Annotated in this window: 20 protein-coding genes; 5 read left to right on the top strand and 15 right to left on the bottom strand. The window is 35.8% G+C overall.

Features of this window, described 5'->3' with window-relative positions:
- The first annotated feature begins 1 nt into the window (after position 1).
- Positions 2 to 343: a winged helix-turn-helix domain-containing protein gene (locus ACJMLO_RS03260; protein WP_405293868.1), complete on the top strand. Its 342-nt coding sequence runs from the start codon at positions 2 to 4 to the stop codon at positions 341 to 343.
- A gap of 4 nt (positions 344 to 347) precedes the next feature.
- Positions 348 to 854, top strand: a complete 507-nt coding sequence (locus ACJMLO_RS03255) for a molybdenum cofactor biosynthesis protein B (RefSeq protein WP_405293866.1) — start codon at positions 348 to 350, stop codon at positions 852 to 854.
- A 30-nt stretch (positions 855 to 884) separates the two neighbouring features.
- On the opposite strand, the gene pyrE is transcribed toward ACJMLO_RS03255, so the two are convergent.
- Both pyrE and ACJMLO_RS03245 read right to left on the bottom strand, forming a co-directional pair.
- Positions 885 to 1,412, bottom strand: coding sequence for an orotate phosphoribosyltransferase (gene pyrE, locus ACJMLO_RS03250; RefSeq protein ID WP_405293864.1), 528 nt, complete (start codon positions 1,410 to 1,412; stop codon positions 885 to 887).
- Positions 1,412 to 1,642, bottom strand: a complete 231-nt coding sequence (locus ACJMLO_RS03245; protein ID WP_405293863.1) for a PRC-barrel domain-containing protein — start codon at positions 1,640 to 1,642, stop codon at positions 1,412 to 1,414. The genes pyrE and ACJMLO_RS03245 overlap by 1 nt, the downstream gene beginning before the upstream one ends.
- A 125-nt stretch (positions 1,643 to 1,767) precedes the next feature.
- On the opposite strand from ACJMLO_RS03245, the gene xseA reads away from it, so the two are divergent.
- Positions 1,768 to 3,024 (top strand): exodeoxyribonuclease VII large subunit, encoded by a 1,257-nt coding sequence (gene xseA / locus ACJMLO_RS03240; RefSeq protein WP_405293861.1) that lies wholly within the window; start codon positions 1,768 to 1,770, stop codon positions 3,022 to 3,024.
- Positions 3,024 to 3,245 (top strand): exodeoxyribonuclease VII small subunit, encoded by a 222-nt coding sequence (gene xseB / locus ACJMLO_RS03235; protein WP_405293859.1) that lies wholly within the window; start codon positions 3,024 to 3,026, stop codon positions 3,243 to 3,245. Before xseA ends, xseB begins: the two co-directional genes overlap by 1 nt.
- On the opposite strand, the gene ACJMLO_RS03230 is transcribed toward xseB, so the two are convergent.
- From ACJMLO_RS03230 to ACJMLO_RS03170, 13 genes are all read right to left on the bottom strand, one after another.
- Entirely contained in the window at positions 3,235 to 4,248 is a 1,014-nt protein-coding gene (locus ACJMLO_RS03230; RefSeq protein WP_405293857.1) for an adenosylcobinamide amidohydrolase, read from the bottom strand. The genes xseB and ACJMLO_RS03230 overlap by 11 nt on opposite strands.
- A 28-nt stretch (positions 4,249 to 4,276) precedes the next feature.
- Entirely contained in the window at positions 4,277 to 5,887 is a 1,611-nt protein-coding gene (gene thsA, locus ACJMLO_RS03225) for a thermosome subunit alpha (protein ID WP_405293855.1), read from the bottom strand.
- Positions 5,888 to 6,251: 364 nt separating this feature from the next.
- Positions 6,252 to 7,409, bottom strand: a complete 1,158-nt coding sequence (locus ACJMLO_RS03220) for a glycosyl transferase (RefSeq protein WP_405293853.1) — start codon at positions 7,407 to 7,409, stop codon at positions 6,252 to 6,254.
- 230 nt (positions 7,410 to 7,639) lie between these two features.
- Positions 7,640 to 8,689 (bottom strand): aspartate-semialdehyde dehydrogenase, encoded by a 1,050-nt coding sequence (asd, locus tag ACJMLO_RS03215; protein WP_405293851.1) that lies wholly within the window; start codon positions 8,687 to 8,689, stop codon positions 7,640 to 7,642.
- 9 nt (positions 8,690 to 8,698) lie between these two features.
- Positions 8,699 to 9,520 (bottom strand): 4-hydroxy-tetrahydrodipicolinate reductase, encoded by an 822-nt coding sequence (dapB, locus tag ACJMLO_RS03210; RefSeq protein ID WP_405293849.1) that lies wholly within the window; start codon positions 9,518 to 9,520, stop codon positions 8,699 to 8,701.
- Between the two features lie 12 nt (positions 9,521 to 9,532).
- A complete protein-coding gene (dapA, locus tag ACJMLO_RS03205; RefSeq protein WP_405293847.1) occupies positions 9,533 to 10,426 on the bottom strand; it encodes a 4-hydroxy-tetrahydrodipicolinate synthase in 894 nt (297 codons plus the stop codon).
- Positions 10,423 to 11,643, bottom strand: a complete 1,221-nt coding sequence (locus ACJMLO_RS03200; RefSeq protein ID WP_405293845.1) for an aspartate kinase — start codon at positions 11,641 to 11,643, stop codon at positions 10,423 to 10,425. The genes dapA and ACJMLO_RS03200 overlap by 4 nt, the downstream gene beginning before the upstream one ends.
- Positions 11,644 to 11,822: 179 nt before the next feature.
- Positions 11,823 to 12,020, bottom strand: a complete 198-nt coding sequence (locus ACJMLO_RS03195; protein ID WP_067043908.1) for a 30S ribosomal protein S17e — start codon at positions 12,018 to 12,020, stop codon at positions 11,823 to 11,825.
- A complete protein-coding gene (locus ACJMLO_RS03190) occupies positions 12,007 to 12,348 on the bottom strand; it encodes a chorismate mutase (protein WP_405293843.1) in 342 nt (113 codons plus the stop codon). Before ACJMLO_RS03190 ends, ACJMLO_RS03195 begins: the two co-directional genes overlap by 14 nt.
- Positions 12,349 to 12,452: 104 nt before the next feature.
- A complete protein-coding gene (locus ACJMLO_RS03185) occupies positions 12,453 to 13,319 on the bottom strand; it encodes a shikimate kinase (RefSeq protein ID WP_405293841.1) in 867 nt (288 codons plus the stop codon).
- Positions 13,316 to 14,401, bottom strand: a complete 1,086-nt coding sequence (locus ACJMLO_RS03180) for a glycosyltransferase family 4 protein (protein ID WP_405293839.1) — start codon at positions 14,399 to 14,401, stop codon at positions 13,316 to 13,318. The genes ACJMLO_RS03185 and ACJMLO_RS03180 overlap by 4 nt, the downstream gene beginning before the upstream one ends.
- Positions 14,402 to 14,430: 29 nt before the next feature.
- Complete coding sequence (gene cbiD / locus ACJMLO_RS03175) at positions 14,431 to 15,507, bottom strand: cobalt-precorrin-5B (C(1))-methyltransferase CbiD (RefSeq protein WP_405293837.1); 1,077 nt, start codon at positions 15,505 to 15,507, stop codon at positions 14,431 to 14,433.
- A 25-nt stretch (positions 15,508 to 15,532) separates the two neighbouring features.
- Positions 15,533 to 15,802 carry a thioredoxin family protein gene (locus tag ACJMLO_RS03170; protein WP_405293835.1) on the bottom strand — a complete coding sequence of 90 codons (270 nt, stop codon included), beginning with the start codon at positions 15,800 to 15,802 and terminating at the stop codon, positions 15,533 to 15,535.
- Positions 15,803 to 15,925: 123 nt separating this feature from the next.
- On the opposite strand from ACJMLO_RS03170, the gene ACJMLO_RS03165 reads away from it, so the two are divergent.
- Complete coding sequence (locus ACJMLO_RS03165; RefSeq protein ID WP_405293833.1) at positions 15,926 to 18,004, top strand: DEAD/DEAH box helicase; 2,079 nt, start codon at positions 15,926 to 15,928, stop codon at positions 18,002 to 18,004.
- Position 18,005: the final 1 nt, after the last annotated feature.

Genomic DNA, 18,005 nt, shown 5'->3' with positions numbered 1-18,005 from the left:
CTTGGCATCAGTACAAAAAACTTTAAGGCATTGGTCTTTATTACATCTAGAGGATAAAGAATTGTTAACATTGATAGTCGGACGAAAAGGTGGGAAAACCACCATTAAAATTATTGATAAACTGCTTATGAAACCTCATAACAAAAATCAATTAGCAAAAATATTAAATGTGGATTATAACACCATAACACACCACATTAAAATAATGCATAACCACCGCTATATTACAGAAGAAAAATTAGACAACGTTTTTTATTATCTGCCAAGCGAAAAATTATTTAAAAGTATAGAGGAATATAATATTATTAGAGAATTTATACTAAACAATAATTTAGATGAGTGATAAAATGACAAGTGAAACTGCAAAAGAACATCAAAAAAAATCATCTGAGGATATTTCCTGCGGAATAATTACTCTTAGCGATAGCAGAAAATCTGAAAAACTAGATTTGTCCGGCAAGTATATTGCAGAAGAAATCGAATCCAGATACACCTTAAAATCCAAGAGTCTGATTCCAGATGAAAAACAGGATCTTGTTGATGAAATCGACAAAATGGTTCTGGATGACATTGATGTCATTTTAACAACTGGTGGAACCGGCCTAGATACTCGGGACATCACTGTTGAAACCGTAGAATCACTTTTTGAAAAACGTATTGAAGGATTTGGAGAGCTTTTCAGGGCCAAATCATATGAGGAAATTGGTTCAGCCGCCCTTCTTTCAAGGGCTACCGCAGGGGTTTATAAAAAAACAATCATTTTCTCAATGCCCGGTTCTCCGAATGCCGTTAAAACCGCATTAAATTTAATTATTGATGAACTTCCACATTTTGTTCATCATGTGAAAAAATGATGAAATTAATTTTTCATCATTATTATTTTTTTAATCGAAAAATTCATCGACTATTATCAAAGGTTCAAGTTTTATATTTTGCTTTGCAAACTCTTCAATGGCGCCTTCCTGCCTGTCAACGACAACAAATGCCCTGACAACATTTCCGCCATTGTCCTGAATCGCCTTGATTGCTTTTAGAAGTGAACCTCCAGTAGTGGAAACATCTTCAACTACAATCACATTATCCTCGGGATTAAGTTCGCCTTCAATAAGTTTAGAAGTACCATAACCCTTCTTTTCTTTACGAATCATTAACAATGGCAAGCCAGATTCAAGAGAAACCGCCGTAGCGATTGGAACGGCACCCAATGCAGGACCCGCAACTTTATCAATATCTTCATCGGCAATTTTTTCAGTGATTAATTTTGAAATTGTTGATAAGATTTTTGGCTCTGTAATGGCCTTTTTCATGTTGATATAATAATTACTTTTCTTTCCGGAAGATAAAGTAAAATCACCTTCAAGAAATACTTCGTTTTCCTTTAATAAATCAATTAAATATTCTTTAGAAGCCATTATAAATCATCTTCGCCTTTAAGTAAAATTTTATCGCCAATAACTTTTACAAGCTCCATTGGCACCATATTTTCACTGGATTTGATTTGTTCTGAAAATCCTGTTTTTTTAAGGACCAAATCAGTAATTTCATAGGTATCCTTATCTAAAATAACATCAGACACCCTTCCAACAATTTGAATGTCAGCATCAATAACCTCTTTGCCGAATAGTTCGTCTTTAATTCTCATATTAAAACACCTAATTTAATATTGTATCTTCCTTTTAAAATAGATTTACATTATTCAACCTCAAAAATCACAAAGTGTATTAAATGCAAACAACATAATAACAATATTGATTTCAAGGTGAATATATGGAAGAGAAGACATTCACAGTATCTGAGATTAATACCTATATCAAAAAAAAGCTAAACATGGATCCTAATTTGAAAAATATACTTATAAAAGGAGAACTTTCCAATTATAAGGATTCATACAGCGGACATAGTTATTTTACCCTAAAAGATGAGGATTCGCAAATTGACGGAGTAATGTTCAAGGGCATGAAAGATAAATTCCTCAAATTCAAGCCAGAAGATGGCATGAAAGTAATCATTAAAGGTAAAATTGAAGTCTATCACAAAACCGGCAGATATCAACTATATGCCACCAAAATTACTGAAGATGGAATTGGCAATCTGCACATTGCTTTTGAACAGTTGAAGAAAAAGCTTGCCAAAGAGGGATTATTCGACGATGCTCATAAAAAAGAAATACCTAAATATCCTAAAAGGATTGGAGTCGTTACGGCAAGAACCGGAGCGGCAATAAGAGATATCATCACGACAATTAAAAAAAGATATCCGATTTGCGAAATTCTAGTATTTCCAACATTGGTTCAAGGCGACCAGGCCCCTCCCCAAATTGTTAGGCAAATCAGATATGCACAAAACTTTGATTTGGACAGCTTAATCGTAGGTCGTGGCGGAGGAAGTATCGAAGATTTATGGTCATTCAATGAAGAGGAAGTTGCACGTGCAATCTATGAATGTGAAATTCCTGTCATCAGTGCTGTTGGCCATGAAACTGACTTTACAATAAGTGACTTTGTTGCAGACAAACGAGCGGCAACACCAACTGCTGCCGCAGGCATTGCCGTACCGGAATTGAGTAAGCTAAAACATGATGTTAATCAGCTAAACAGAAGACTGACCAAAAACATGAAAGATGCCCTTACGGCAAACAGAACCAAATTGGACAGCATTTCTCAAAAGAATATTTTTAAAAATCCGGAAAGCATTTATGAAATTAAAGGAATGAGCCTGGACAACTTAGTCAATAGGCTAACTTTTTCATCTCAAAACATAATCCGGGAAAATAAAACTAAATTATTCAAACTGGAAAACTCGCATATCTTAAGAAATCCAAAGCAGATAACTGAGAAAAAAAGAGATGCATGTTTAAAAAATATAAACAAACTGGAAGTTTTAAATCCTCTTTTAACATTGAAAAGAGGGTATTCAATAGCCAAAAGTGGCGATAAAGTAATATCTTCAGCCAAAGATGTTAAAACTGGAGATGAAGTTGACATTGAATTTGATGACGGAATTGTAAATACAAAGGTGATATGATGGAACAGGAATTGAGTTTTGAAGAAAGTTTAGAGAAACTAGAAGAAATCGTTAATAAATTAGAAAATGGAGATGTGCCATTGGATGATGCAATTGAAGAATTTAAAAATGCCATGGAATTGGTTAAGGTTTGTAATAAAAAATTAGAAGTTGCCGAACAATCAATTGCTAAAATTGTCCAAGACAATGGAGAATTAATTGAATTCAACTCTAACGAATGAAATAGTTAATCCAATACTCCAATAAAGTTCTTATTGGGTAACTATTACATTTTTCTTTTATTTCACATGCCAGATTATAGGCATCCTCTTTTTTAATCAAATGATTATCCACTTCATCAATCAGGTTCAGGATGGAAGTCGTGATGGCAACGTTTCTTTGGATTTTAGCGTCAACTCTTAACTGTCTTATGAATTCCAATTTGTCACAATCCAGACCCTCATAGAATTCATTAATGTCCAACGTATACCTGTTTAATCTGACCAGAGCATTTGATTGGGATTTATTTGTAATCCAAACCTGTTTTCCAATAGCCTTTGTTACTGATTCAATAACGGCATTTGCAATCAGTTCACCAAGTTTTGAATGTTTGCCTGCATTTGTCAATGTATTGTTTGAATCCAAGTTTGAAAATACTGCAACACCATCAGTTCCGGTTCCTGTTGCATACCTGTTCGAATATTGTGATGGGATTCTTAGATTATTTAGTGCAACTGTCTTTGCTTCACAAATGGTCATGAAAGCTTCCGCCAACGTGGATTTTTCTAAGCGGACATTAGTCAGCAACATGATATTTATCGTTCCGAAATGATACCTGCCATTTTCCTGCCAGTATGATGCAGGGTCTCCTGCCGCAGAAGCATTTGTTCTAACGCCTGCAGTTGTAATGGCAGTTACTTCAGTATTTCTAAAAGATTTTGTAACAATGCTTAGATTTTTCATCAGTGCCAACGTTATCAATCCGGTCGAATATTCAGAATCGATATCCAACAGCCCGCATTCATTTATTAAATATTCGCAGACGTCATGAGTTTCCAGATAATCAATTTTATCCTGTGACAAATGCTGGTTAAAAACAGCTTTATATAACTCATTAGTCCCCCCATTAAGTTGAGAAGTTGATAATCCATTACGATTGGCATTAAAATTAATTAAAATAGTGTCTTTCAAGTAAAATATTTCATCATCAGATGATGTTTTAAAAATAAGTCTATTTGAATACATAAAAAAAGAAAAAAAGTGATGTAAAAATTTACATCATTGGAGGCATTCCGCCCATAGCGGAAGGATCCATACCCATATCTTCAGGGCCTTTGGTTGATGCGATTACATCATCGATTCTTAAAATCATTTCTGCTGCTTCAGATGCAGATTGGATAGCTTGTTTTTTGACACGTTTAGGTTCAATTACACCAGCTTCTTTCATATCTGCTACTTCACCAGTGAATACGTCTAATCCCATGTAAGCAGAGTCTTCTTGTGCAGCTCTTAAATCCACTAAGGAATCGATACTGTCTAAACCTGCATTTTCTGCTAAGGTTTTTGGTACGATTTCTAAGGCTTCTGCAAATGCATTTACTGCTAATTGTTCTCTTCCAGAAATAGATTCTGCGTAATCTTTGAGTTTTTTAGCCATTGCAATTTCAGGAGCTCCTCCACCAGCAACAACTTTGTCGTCTTCTACAGTAGCTGCTACAACACCAATTGCATCTTCAATTGCCCTTACAATTTCGTCAACAATGTGTTTGGTACTTCCTCTTACGAATAAGGTTACGGATTTAGCGCCTGAGCATTCTTCTACAAAGATCATTTCATCGCCGGAGATTTTTCTTTCTTCAACAGTTCCAGCAATTCCTAAATCATCAGCAGTTAAGTCGTCTAAGTTTGTGATGACATTTGCACCAGTAGCTCTGGATAATTTTTCGATGTCTGATTTTTTAACTCTTCTTACTGCTAAAACGCCTGCTTTGGATAAGTAGTGTTGTGCTAAGTCATCAATACCTTTTTGTGCGAACAATACGTTTGCACCTGCATCAACGATTTTGTCTACCATATCTTTGACCATTTTTTCTTCCTGTTCGATGAAAGCTTGCATTTGAGCAGGGTCAGTGATAGTGATTTCTGCATCCATTTCGGTTTCTTTAACTTCCAATGGAGTGTTGACTAATGCGATTTTTGCATCTTTGATTTCGGATGGCATACCTGGGTGTACTCTTTCTTTGTCTACGATTACACCTTCAACTAAGTTGGATTCTTCAACAACAGCCCCATCTTTTTTCTCGATTTTGATGTTATCGGTGTCAACAACACCATCTTCTTCAACTGCTTCAACAGCGTCTACGATTAATTTTGCTAATGGTTCACGTGCTGCTTCAGTTCCTTTTCCAGTCATAGCAGTCATAGCAACTTTGAGTAAAATTTCAGAGTCAACATCGTCGATTGCGATTTCATCCAAGATTTCTTGTGCTTTTTCTGCTGCTTTTCTGTATCCCATAGCTATGATAGTTGGGTGAATGTCAGAATCAAGTAAGTTTTCGGATTTTTTTAACAATTCTCCAGCAATGATAACTGCAGTGGTGGTTCCGTCCCCAACTTCGTCTTCTTGGGTTTTTGCAACTTCCACGAGCATTTTTGCTGCAGGATGTTCAATATCCATTTCTTTTAAAATAGTTACACCGTCGTTGGTAACAACAATGTCTCCGAGTCCGTCGACTAACATTTTGTCCATTCCTTTTGGACCTAAAGTTGTTCTTACAGTTTCAGCCAATACTTTACCAGCTAAAATGTTGTTTCTTTGTGCATCTCTGCCGACAGACCTGTTAGTACCTTCAGGTAAAATAAAAATTGGTTGTCCTTGTGCCATTAATAATCACCTTTTTTTAATTTTATAAATAATTAGATCAGTTTAATCATCAACATGAGAAAATAAGTTATAGTGTTGACTAAACCTTTCTACTTAATACATGAGTTTGAGGTTATATAAATACTTTATGGTATAAAGTAAATTGAAGTAAGAAAAAGAATAATGAGAAAAACCTCACAAAAAATGACCCTTGAAATATTGGTTTTTCATGCCATAATTATGATGACACATACGCATACCATTAAAAATATTGAAAGGAATTAAATTAAAATAAATCATCAATAAGAAATCATGAAAGTGATTGGAATAAAGATAGATGTGGAGATAAAAATTATCTAAAAAAAGAAAAATATGTTAGGTAGAGTTATCTACCTTGTTTTTTTTCTAATCTGAAAGGCGGAGTCCTTTCATGAGTTTCATAAGCTTCTTGTTCCTCTTGCAAATCATTGAAGAATTCATTAATTTCTTCTAATCTTCTAATTTTATCTTCTTTCCTTTGCAATTCACTTTGAAGCTTAATGTACTCTTCACGAGAAACAGTTCTTTCCCTCAAATAGCGAAGTTCATTATCCTTTGCAACAATTTCAGTCTGCAGTTGATTTTGAAGGGCCATGTAATCATCTTTAGACACGGACCTTTCTTTTAAATATTGAATTTCACTGTTTCTCGCATCAATTTCATTATCAAATCTGCTTTGAAGGTTAATATAATCTTGTTTAGGAACTGTATTTTCTTTTAAACCCACAATTTGATCGTCAAGGGTTTTAATTTCTGAATCAAACCTGAATTGTAACTCATCATAATCTTTTTTAGGGATAGAATCTTGTCTGAGATTAGTGATTTCATTATTCATTGCATTGATTTCGGATTCGAATTGGGTTTGAAGGGAAATGTACTCATCTTTAGGAATAGTCTGTTGCTTTAAAATTTCCATCTCATTTTGAATTCTTTCTATTTCGCTTTCCTTAATGAGAATTTCGTTGGATTTAAGCTCAATTTCCTTTTCAAGTTCCAATATCTGAGCCTGTGATTCCACATTATTTTCCAACTTGATAACTTTAATTTTGTAATCGTCAATAGTTCTTGAAAGAGTATTGATTTGAGCTTCCTTTTCAGCGATACTTTTATAAGATTCGTTTAATCTTTCATTGACATCAGATAATTCTTTTTTCTTATAATCCCTAAGCTGCTCAGCAAAATACTCCTTAATTTCATCAAGAGAATTGTTTACATAATCAAGTTCATAGATCCTGTCCTCTTGATTTTTGATGAGAATATCTTTTTCTTCAAGTTGTTTTTTCAAAAGATTGATTTCGTCTTCTGCTTTGAATTTAATAACAGAAACTTCTTTTTCCTTATCTACAATATCTTTTTCGAGTTCTTTAATCCTTTGTGGAGTGTTATCATTTGCCCTTTCCACTTCAAGCTCTGTTAACTCGTATTTCAATGTATTGAGCTCTAATAGGCAAGATCGAATTAATGATTGTAGTGTATCTTTTTCAGCATCAATTCCTAATTCCATTCTATCCCTTAGTTAAAATTTTATCCCAATATCGATTTCAAATTAATAATTTTTTATGAATTTGAAAACTCCGATATATTGTACAATATAATTCCTTGATATAAATTATTTCTTTTATACTATTTAAATTAAACCCTTAAACTAACTAAAAAATAAAACAAAAAACATATAGAAAACAGATGGAAAAATTAGAAAAAATTAAAAAAAATAGAAAAAATAAATTGATAAAATTAGAGTATTTTATCATTAATCAATTCAGCATTTAAAATAGAAGCTCCAGCTGCACCACGAATTGTATTATGTCCAACTAAAACATATTTAAAACTATTATCAAATACTGTATCTTTTCTAAGCCTACCAACAGTTACAGCCATACCATTACTTGCATTTCTGTCCATTCTTGGTTGTGGTCTGTCGGATTCTTCTTTGACAATGACTGGATTTTCAGGAGCTGAGAATAAATTTAACTCTTGTGGCAAAGCTTTGAAGTTTGCCATTTTATCACCCACATCAGCAATGTCAAAGTCATCAGCCAACTCAATAAATACCGCTTCAGTATGACCATCAATAACAGGTACCCTATGACATGATGCACTTAATTTGAAATCTGCATTAACTACATCGCTACCATCATATTTACCTAACAGATATAATGATTCGCTTTCCATTTTTTCCTCTTCCCCACCAATGTAGGGAACAAGATTATCGACAATGGCCATTGATGGAACGCCATTATAACCTGCACCAGATACTGCCTGCATAGTTGATACTCTAACTGATTTTACATCAAAATTATCAACAATTGGCTTCAAAGTTAAAGCTAAAGCAATAGTTGAACAGTTTGGATTTGTTACAATAAATCCATCCCAATCATTTTCCTTCTGTTGAGCATCAATCATGTCTAAGCATTCAGGATTGACTTCAGGAATCACTAATGGAATATTTTTCTTCATCCTATGTGCACTAGCATTACTTGCAACAACATAATCTTTAGCATATTCCTTTTCAACAGTAAGTGCAAAATCTGCCGGAAGGGATGAAAATACAATGTCCACATCATCATCCATCGCTTCAGGATTAGTCTCAATTACCTCAATGTCTTTTACAGACTCCGGCATTTCATTATCCATATACCAGGTTGTAGCATCTTCATATCTTTTACCTGCAGATCTGGAAGAAGCCGCTAGAGCTGTAACCTCAAAATCGGGGTGATTCTCAAGTAACTGAATAAATCTTTGACCAACCATTCCAGTTGCACCAAGTACACCTACATTAACCATATTTAACACCTATTCTAATCCTAAAACATCATTCATACTGCTGACAATACCAGTTTCAGCATTTGGAATGTATCTAATAGCTCTTATCACACCAGCGATAAATACTTCCCTTGTGTGTGCCTGATGCTTGAGCTCTATTCTTTCACCATCACCAACAAACATTACGGTATGGTCACCAACAATGTCTCCACCACGAATGGCATGAACACCAATTTCTTCAGGAGTTCTTTTGCCAACCAGACCGTGTCTTCCATAAACTCCCACCTCTTCAGTGTTACGGCCAAGCTCTTCAGCAATTACTTCAAATGCTGTAACCGCTGTTCCGGATGGAGCGTCTTTTTTCTGGTTGTGGTGAGCTTCAATAATTTCAATATCAAAATCATATAATAATGGAGCTAATTTCTTTAAAGTGTTGAAGAATACGTTGACTCCAATGGCCATGTTTGAAGAAATGACTGCAGGAACATTGTTATCCTTAACATTCTGAATGTTTGACTCCATTTGCTCTTCACTAAATCCGGTAGTTCCAACAACAACACCTACTCCACAGGAGGTTGCAGTTTTAATTGTTTCAACTGCAGCATGAGCAATTGTAAAATCAACCAAAACATCAGGTTTTGAAGCCTTTAATGTTTCTTCCAATTTTTCAGAACCGGTAATCTCAACACCAAGTTCATCTATTCCTGCCTGAAGCCCTGCATCTTTTCCTGCTAAAGGAGTATTAGGCATCTCAATTGCAGCAACTACTTCCATATCATCTTGTTCTGTAATTTTTCTAATAATACCGGAGCCCATTCTTCCTGCTGCTCCAGTTACTGCTACTTTAATCATGTCAATCCTCACTTAAATTAATTCTGAATCTTTTAAAGCTTTTTTAAGAACTTCAAGGTTTTCCTCTTTCATCTCAGCCAATGGCTGTCTGAAAGGTCCTGAAGGCAATCCCATAAGGTTCATTGCAGTTTTGACAGGAACCGGATTGGTTTCAATGAAAAGTGCCCTAATCAATTCAAGCATTTCATAGTGAAGTTCCATAGCCCTTGTATAATCATCATTCAAGATACTGTCAACCATTAAAACCATTCTTCTTGCATCAATGTTAGCGGATGCAGAAATTACGCCTGTTGCACCAACAGCCATAAGAGGTAAAGTCAATGAATCTTCACCGGACAATATGTTAAATTCATCTTCAAGTCCTTCATGAGTAAGGGATCTGTAAATATCAGACACTTTGTCCACACTTCCACTAGCCTCTTTTACAGCATCGATACCGTCGATTTTGGCCAATTCCACAATAGTGTCAACATCCATATTGAGTCCGGTACGGGACGGCACATTATAGGCTATAAGAGGAATATCGACTGTTTCGGCAATAGTCCTGTAATGTTCAATAACAGCATGCTGTTGAGGTTTGTTGTAATAAGGAGTAATCAATAATGCAGAGTCTGCTCCGGCATCATAAGCATATTTGGTTAAGGACAATGCTTCGGAAGTAGCATTACTTCCTGTTCCGGCTACGGTTTCAACTCTGCCATCAACCTCATCCACCAAAATATCAATTATCTTTTGATGTTCCTCATGAGTTACGGTTGCAGATTCTCCAGTAGTACCTGCACCAACTAAACCATTCACTCCCAAATCGATGAGATAATTTATATTGGACCTGAATCCCTCTTCATCAATTTCCCTATCCTGTGTGAATGGAGTTACCATTGCAACATATGTTCCTTCAAAATTCATTCTAAAACCTCATTAATTAATTCGCGTGCTTTTTCACCATCATCCCAGTTAACAAATAAGACAACTGCTGTTTGAGATGAAATAATTTCTACAATGTTGATTTCGTTTTTTCTAAGCGGTTCTGTAATATCTGAAATTATTCCCGGAGTGTCAATAATATCCGGACTTACAAATGTAATCATTGCTGTATCCCTACCCAAAGATAAAGAACTTAACACATCGGTTTCAACTACAACCTGATGCAATAGATGATAAGCCTTATTTGAATCTGTCTTTTCGACAAATACGGTTATTGAGTTTTGACCAGCTGAAATGCCGAAAATATTGATATCCGCTTCAGCAAGTTTTCCAGTCATACTGGCCATAAGACCAGTTCTTTTAAGCATTGCCTCACCAACAATAGCAATAAGAGAAATAGGGTTCTTGTACTTAGTTACACATTTCATCATATCCCCCTCATAGGGCCCTACAATACGGGTTCCTTTTGCAGATAAATCTCCATGAGCGAAATTGATAATTTTTGCAGTGATAGATGGATCCTTATATTTTAATGCATGAGGGTGGAGAACCTGTGCTCCATGAGTAGCCAAATCCCTCATTTCTTCAACAGAAATCTGTTCTAATAACTGTGCCTCCTCAATTTTATTCGGGTCTGTTGACATTACCCCCTCAACGTCGGTGACAATGACAACCTCATTTGCATCCAAGCAATGGCCAAGCAGAAATGCGGTCACGTCACTTCCGCCCCTTCCGAGGGTGGTGATCTCGCCGCTTGGACCCTGGCCTAAAAATCCACATATCACAGGTATTATTCCCTGATTGGTAAGGTTTTTAATGCCTTCCATTTTCTTATTGGTATTGTTAAAATCAATTTTTGCTTCAAGAGAATTGGAATCTGTTATAATTGGCCATAAATCACTATATGGATCAATATATTCAGACTTCACACCTAAAGATTCAATAGTTGCAGCAAATAATCTAACACTAGTCAATTCACCCATTGCCATGATTTCTGCCTTCTGTTTATCGGTTAAACTAGCGCCAATTGCTTCATCAGATAATCCGATTAGTTCATCAGTTGTCTTGTTAACAGCTGACACTACAACGACCACCTGATTTCCTTTCATATACTCATTTACCACGGACTGCGCCGCTTTTTTAATTCTGGAACCGTTACCTACCGAGGTTCCACCAAATTTTGCTACTATCAAATCCATAAGTTCACCTATTTCAAATTGAAATTTTGTTCAATTTTCTAACTAAACAAAATATACATATATATTTTTATTAAATCATATTAATATACTTTAATTAAAAATATCAATGAAAATAGTTTTAAAATTTCAAAATCAAAAAATAGTTTAATAAAAAAAGAGTAAAAAATATGAAAAAAAGCTTATTCTTGGGTTTGTTCTAACCTTACAAGCCTTGTTACATATCCTGCAATTTTATTTCTTAAATGTTTAGTACTTACAGTAGAATATTCTTGTACTAATTTTTTATTTTCTTCAAAATCAGTAGTGAAAACACCTTTATGAGTTTCAATTAACTCTTTTGCTAAACGTTTAACAAATGAAGTTCTAATATTGCCCATCAACATTCCTCCTTAAAATTTTATTCTGCTCGTTTTTACTTAAAATTGTTAACATATTCACGATTTGATCAATAATATCAACATCAAGATCATTTTCCTCTGCCATTCTCTTGATTTTTTCATGAACTGCCTCTTCCCGAGATTTATCATAGATTGGCATTCCAAGATAATGTTTGGAAAGGACAATGTCATTAGCAAGAGAAGTTCTCTGAGAAATTAAATCAAATAACGCATTATCAATTTCATCAATACGTTTTCTGGACTCTTTGAGAAGTATTTCAGCTTCTTCCTTACTTTTAAAAGATTTTATTTCATCAGTACTTTTCAAAAAATCACCAAATTGATAATAATATAATTTATTAATATCCTAGTATATAAAGTATATGGCTCTTTTTTAAAGAACCTTATTAAAAATAAAAATTAAAGATTCTTCTACAACAGGCGACATCCACGATTATCCACCTGTGTTGAGATAACCTGTCCATCATATTTCATCCAGCAATCATGGACCTCATCGACAGAATTATCATCAACAATCGCAAAAAATGCAGACCCTGTTCCGGATAAGCCAGATGCCAAAGCTCCTGCCTGTAATGCATCGACAGCTATTGATGAGTTAAAACCCAATGTTGAAGAATAGATTAATCCATTCAAGTTTATTGCCTTGAAAAAATCCTTTTTGCATGCGAAATCATATGCAGTTTCAACCAATGGTGCCAAAACTTTCATGCGCTCAACATCAGACTGGCCGGACTGCGAATGGAAATTCGGCATGTAAATCAGAATCTTATAGTCTTTCATTTTTTGTCTGAGGATGAATTCTCTCTTTTTGTTGTCAGTGATTACAACCCCTCCAAAGTAGGAGGCCGTTGCATCATCAAATGATCCTGTGATTGTAACTCCCGCTTCAAGTGACGCATCAATTGCCATGTTGACCACTTCCAAATCGGTTAATGGTTTCAAATTAAATTCTTCTGCAACAATTTCTGAAGTAACCTTAACAATTGCATTTGAAGACGCACTGCTGCTGGAAAGGCCTGATGCCATAGGCAGACTGGATTTTGTTTTCAGGCTGACACCGAATTCATCTTTATCTATATTATAATGATTGAAAACCCTTGAAACACACAATTCCATTAAAGTGGTGTCCGCTCCAACATCATTGAAACATTCAATATCACAAGAGGTTGTCTTTGCTTCACATTCAATATCCAATGCGATTCCGAATGCGGAACCGAATCCCGTTGCGATTGCATTGATTATTGTTGCTGAACCGGGTGATCTGACAGTATTTTTCATTGTCTAACCTCATCATATGGTATATCAACTTCGGAAAAATCAAGAGCCCTGTTTCTTGCATTCATAGAAAATATTCCTCTTAAATTCTCATCGTTTACAATGGTGTCTACGGCTTTAGCTATTGATGAAATTTTATTCGGATTGACAAGCATTCCCACATTATCATTGATTATTTCGGAAATTCCTCCAACATCACTGCCTATTACAGGTTTTCCGCATGCCAAAGCCTCAATTAAAACCAAACCGAAACTTTCCGAAAAGGAAGGCAGTATCAAAACATCACAACTTGGAATGATATTTTCCACATCATCCCTTGAACCGGTAAATATCACATCACGAATGTTTTCCTCTTCAACTTTTTTGGTGAGCTTTTTGAATAATGGCCCGTCACCGACCACCACCAAGTAATAATCGCTGTTTGCAATTTTTTTAGCTTCAAGCAGTGAATCGACATTTTTCCTTTTAATCAGATTCCCTACAAAAAGAACGATAGGCTTGTCATTGAGCTTGTATTCATTTTTAAATGAATCGTTTTCATTTGTTGAAAATTTATTGACATCGACAGAATTCCATGAAATTCTGGTTTTATCGGCTATACCTGCAACACCTGTTGCTATAATTTCATGTTTTAATGCATTGCTTACTGCAAAAACTCCATCTGCATCTTTCAATACGTTTTTTAATGTAGATCGCATCAATGGCTGTGATTTATATAATTCAAACATATCAGAACCATGTGCTGTAACATAGGTCTTGATGCCATGTTTTTTTCCAACCTCAACTGCAGCCGCTCCCGCAGGGAAGAGATAATGACCATGGATAATGTCAATGCCAACTTTCTCCAAAAGCTTTTCCAATGCCTTTTTGGCATTCCTTTTAAACATCAAACCTCGAACACCAGGAACATTCAATCCTTTTGTTCCAATGACATGTATTCCGTCAATATCTTTAATTTCCTTGTGAGGATAAGTGATTACATAAACTTCATGGCCCTGTTCAACCAATTTTTTAGACAGGGTATGTATATGAACCCCAACTCCCCCGACATGAGGCGGAAATTGACCAACCATAGCTATTTTCATAAAAATAAACTCCAAATTTAACTATATATTTATATCATGAAATTATCATTTAAATAATTGCCATCCATATCCACCAAAATCACATTCAAATCCAAATCAAAACGCTGATAGCATCTGTCATGAATTGCCTTGGCGATACTGTTTGAAACCTCAACAGAAATATTGAGTTCATTCAATATATCCATCATGTCATCAGTTGTCTTTGAATCGAATAACCTTTGAAGGTCCTTTTGAGGCGCACCGCACAAAGCCGCATGTGAAACCATTATCTCACGCCTGCCGTCAGCAACGGCATGCTTGGTATTGAAGATTCCTCCGGCAACCTTAATCAGTTTGCCCATATGTCCAAAGAAAGTGAATTTTGTGATTCCCCTTTTTTCAGCCTCTTCAAACATGAAACCGACATAATTTCCAGTTTGGATAACCTGCTGTTTGGTAATGTCCATATTTTTTAAGGCCAATTTTTCACCGATATTGCCCGGAACAAAAACCAGATTATCCAATTCCAAAGCAAGGGCAACATCAAGCTGGGTGACAATGGAATTTTTATAGGCGTCACTGGACATTGATCTTGCAATGCCTGTTGTTCCCAATACTGATATTCCTCCGACAATTCCCAACTTGGGATTCATTGTCTTTTTGGCAATCTTTTCGCCTTCGGGAATGGAAATAGTGACTTTAGCGATTTTGCCTTCCGGCACTTTATCATTTAAGTTGTTAATAATCATGCTGCGGGGACCCGGATTGATTGCATAATCCCCGACCGGAATTTGAAGTCCCGGCTTTGTAATTATGCCGACACCCTCTCCACCGGTAATAATTACATTAACCTCCTCATCGGTTTTATCAAAAAGCTCGACAGTTGAAACAATAGCCAAATCAACGGTAACGTCGGGATCGTTATAGGGATTTTTATGTGCTATGGCATAAGCCCTATTAGAATCGACTTTCTTGCATTCATCAATAATGATGTCCAATATTTTTTTGGGGGTTTCAACTTTAACGCAGGCAATATCAGAAGAATCCAAAATTGCATCCAAAGCTGCAAGAGAACATGCTGTAGCCACTGTTCCAGTCGTTACGCCAGTATAATTATCATTTGTCATTTTAAAAATAAAAAAAAGAGTGAATCTATAATAAAGATTCAAGATGAGCGATCAATTCATTTTCAGTAGGTGCTCCCACAAAGGTCACGTCACCATCAATTACAACTGTAGGAACTGCCATAATCTGGTAATCTATTGCTCTTTGCCTGTTTTCCGGATTGTTTGGGTCATCGATTTTAACTGATTCAACATCAATTGCATCGCCCAATTTATCTTTTGCTTTTTGGGCAGCGTCAATAGCTGCAGGGCAGTGCGGACAGGTACTAGTTGAAAATACTTCTACTTTAATTGCCATAATTTATGTCTCCTTAATTAAGTTGATTTGTAAATATTTATAATTTATTAATATATAATTGTTAGCATTACTTTTCAAATGCTCTCTGGAAATCTTTAATATACATAAAAAAGATAGAAATTAATGATTAAAATGGAAAATTTAAGAGACGATATCAAATCAATAATCAATGGTGCGTATCCTTATATTAAGGAGTTTAATCCTGCCCAAAAGGCAGTAATTGAATCCGGATATCTGGAAGATAAATCAAATTATATAATCTGCATTCCAACAGCAAGCGGAAAAACCGTTTTGGGAGTGCTGCCTGCTTTGAAAACTATTCTTGATGGAGGAAAAGCTGTTTATGCTGCACCACTTCTTTCAATACAGAATGAAAAGGTAAAAGAATTTAAATCCTTTGAAGATTATGGAATAAATGTTGGAAAGCATCCCGCAAGCTCTGATTTGTCGGTTATGGTTTTTGAATCCTTTGACGCACTTACAAGATTTTCCTGGAATACATTAAGAGATGTCGATACCTTAATTATCGATGAATTTCATATGATTGGCGAGTTTACAAGAGGCCCCACTCTTGAAGCGGCAATAACAAGGGCGAAAATAATAAATCCATCCATGAGAATAATTGCACTGTCCGCCACATTGAAGAACATTGAAGAGATTGAAGGATGGCTTGAAGGAACCTGTGTAGAACATGATTACCGTCCGGTGCCACTTCACAAGGAAGTATTGGATGCTGAAATGTTCAATACAAAAAATAAAAATGACGTGATTGTGAAAATCCTTGAAAAATCAATAAAAGATGATTCGCAGGCATTGGCATTCGTTTCAACCAGAAGATTCACAGAAAGCCTTGCAACTTTTGTGGCCAAAAAAATCAACAAAAAGATCAATCTAAAACAGCGGGAACAGTTTAAGGAAGTTTCACAAAAGATCCTCGAGGTGCCGAAAAGGAAAGGTTCACTGCCTACAAGCACCTGCCTTAAGTTGGCCGAAAGCCTTGAACACGGTATCGCATTCCACCATGCAGGCCTGTTCAATGAACAGAAAGAAATCATTGAAGATGAATTCCGGAACGGAAATATTCTAATGATTACAGCAACTCCAAGCCTGATGTATGGAGTTAACCTGCCTTCAAAAACCGTGGTCATCAGAGACCACACCCGCTGGACCGTAAACGGGCCTCAGCCGATTCCAGTTTTTGACTATGAACAGATGTCAGGAAGGGCGGGAAGACCGCAATTTGATGATGTCGGATACTCATATCTTATTGCAAAAACAATGGATGAAGCCCAGAACCTTCAGGAATATTATGTGGAAGGTGAAATCGAACAGACAAACTCAAAACTTGTTGACAATAAGGATGCAATACTCAAACAGATTATTGCCCAGATTGCATCGTCGCTTTCAAAAAACCTTGAAGAATTAACCGAATTTTTCGCAAAGACTCTTTACGGGTATCAGATGAGCAACAACCCTTCAATGGCGCTGTTTGCCGAGGACAGCATCAGGTATGAACTTGAAAATGCAATAGAGTTTCTGCTTCAAAACAGAATTATTCGGGCAACCCCCGAAGGGCTTAAAACCACCGATTTTGGAAATTTAATTGCCAAATCAAATTATTCAGTTGAAACAGCCGTTAAAATTAAAGAATACATTTCAAACATTAGCGAAATTAATGTCGGCGAATTCATATATGCCCTATGTGAAACACCCGACGTCCCATTGATTTCATTTAAGGGAAGAAAATCAAAAGACCCTGTTCGTGACAAGTTGTCTGAAGCAGGATTGTTTGCAGTGGATATAGGAAACCCTGAAGCAACTGCAGTATCCCTAATGGAATGGGTTGACGAGAGAAACGAATATGAAATTGAAAATAAATACAATGTTTATTCCGCATCAACCAGAAGGTCCGCTTATGAAGCGTCACGCCTCGTTAAATTTGCAAAAGACACATCTGAAGTGTTAGGCAACTATTCCAATTTGAAAGACTTTGACATATTATCCGCCAGATTATATTACGGTGTAAAGGAAGACATCATTCCATTGGTTGTCAGTGTCAAAAGACTGGGAAGAAAAAGAGCCAGAAACCTGGTTAATATATTTGGAACTGATTTGAGTGGTGTTTCTGAAAATGAACTGCAAAAAGTTGAGGGCATTGGTCCGAAATTAGCTGAAAAAATAGTATTGTTTACAAAAAATTAAA

The sequence above is a fragment of the Methanobrevibacter sp. genome, from assembly GCF_045120835.1.
Lineage (GTDB): Archaea > Methanobacteriota > Methanobacteria > Methanobacteriales > Methanobacteriaceae > Methanocatella.
Note: the sequence above shows the minus strand (reverse complement) of the source record. Positions and strands in the feature narration are given on the sequence as shown.

Bases quoted from the DNA above. Each gene is read 5' to 3' on its own strand.
- ACJMLO_RS03255 (WP_405293866.1), top strand. From the start codon at position 348: ATGACAAGTGAAACTGCAAAAGAACATCAAAAAAAATCATCTGAGGAT.
- pyrE (WP_405293864.1), bottom strand. From the start codon at position 1,412: ATGGCTTCTAAAGAATATTTAATTGATTTATTAAAGGAAAACGAAGTA.
- ACJMLO_RS03245 (WP_405293863.1), bottom strand. From the start codon at position 1,642: ATGAGAATTAAAGACGAACTATTCGGCAAAGAGGTTATTGATGCTGAC.
- xseA (WP_405293861.1), top strand. From the start codon at position 1,768: ATGGAAGAGAAGACATTCACAGTATCTGAGATTAATACCTATATCAAA.
- xseB (WP_405293859.1), top strand. From the start codon at position 3,024: ATGGAACAGGAATTGAGTTTTGAAGAAAGTTTAGAGAAACTAGAAGAA.
- ACJMLO_RS03230 (WP_405293857.1), bottom strand. From the start codon at position 4,248: ATGTATTCAAATAGACTTATTTTTAAAACATCATCTGATGATGAAATA.
- thsA (WP_405293855.1), bottom strand. From the start codon at position 5,887: ATGGCACAAGGACAACCAATTTTTATTTTACCTGAAGGTACTAACAGG.
- ACJMLO_RS03220 (WP_405293853.1), bottom strand. From the start codon at position 7,409: ATGGAATTAGGAATTGATGCTGAAAAAGATACACTACAATCATTAATT.
- asd (WP_405293851.1), bottom strand. From the start codon at position 8,689: ATGGTTAATGTAGGTGTACTTGGTGCAACTGGAATGGTTGGTCAAAGA.
- dapB (WP_405293849.1), bottom strand. From the start codon at position 9,520: ATGATTAAAGTAGCAGTAACTGGAGCAGCAGGAAGAATGGGCTCCGGT.
- dapA (WP_405293847.1), bottom strand. From the start codon at position 10,426: ATGAATTTTGAAGGAACATATGTTGCAATGGTAACTCCATTCACACAG.
- ACJMLO_RS03200 (WP_405293845.1), bottom strand. From the start codon at position 11,643: ATGGATTTGATAGTAGCAAAATTTGGTGGAACCTCGGTAGGTAACGGT.
- ACJMLO_RS03195 (WP_067043908.1), bottom strand. From the start codon at position 12,020: ATGGGCAATATTAGAACTTCATTTGTTAAACGTTTAGCAAAAGAGTTA.
- ACJMLO_RS03185 (WP_405293841.1), bottom strand. From the start codon at position 13,319: ATGAAAAATACTGTCAGATCACCCGGTTCAGCAACAATAATCAATGCA.
- ACJMLO_RS03180 (WP_405293839.1), bottom strand. From the start codon at position 14,401: ATGAAAATAGCTATGGTTGGTCAATTTCCGCCTCATGTCGGGGGAGTT.
- cbiD (WP_405293837.1), bottom strand. From the start codon at position 15,507: ATGACAAATGATAATTATACTGGCGTAACGACTGGAACAGTGGCTACA.
- ACJMLO_RS03170 (WP_405293835.1), bottom strand. From the start codon at position 15,802: ATGGCAATTAAAGTAGAAGTATTTTCAACTAGTACCTGTCCGCACTGC.
- ACJMLO_RS03165 (WP_405293833.1), top strand. From the start codon at position 15,926: ATGATTAAAATGGAAAATTTAAGAGACGATATCAAATCAATAATCAAT.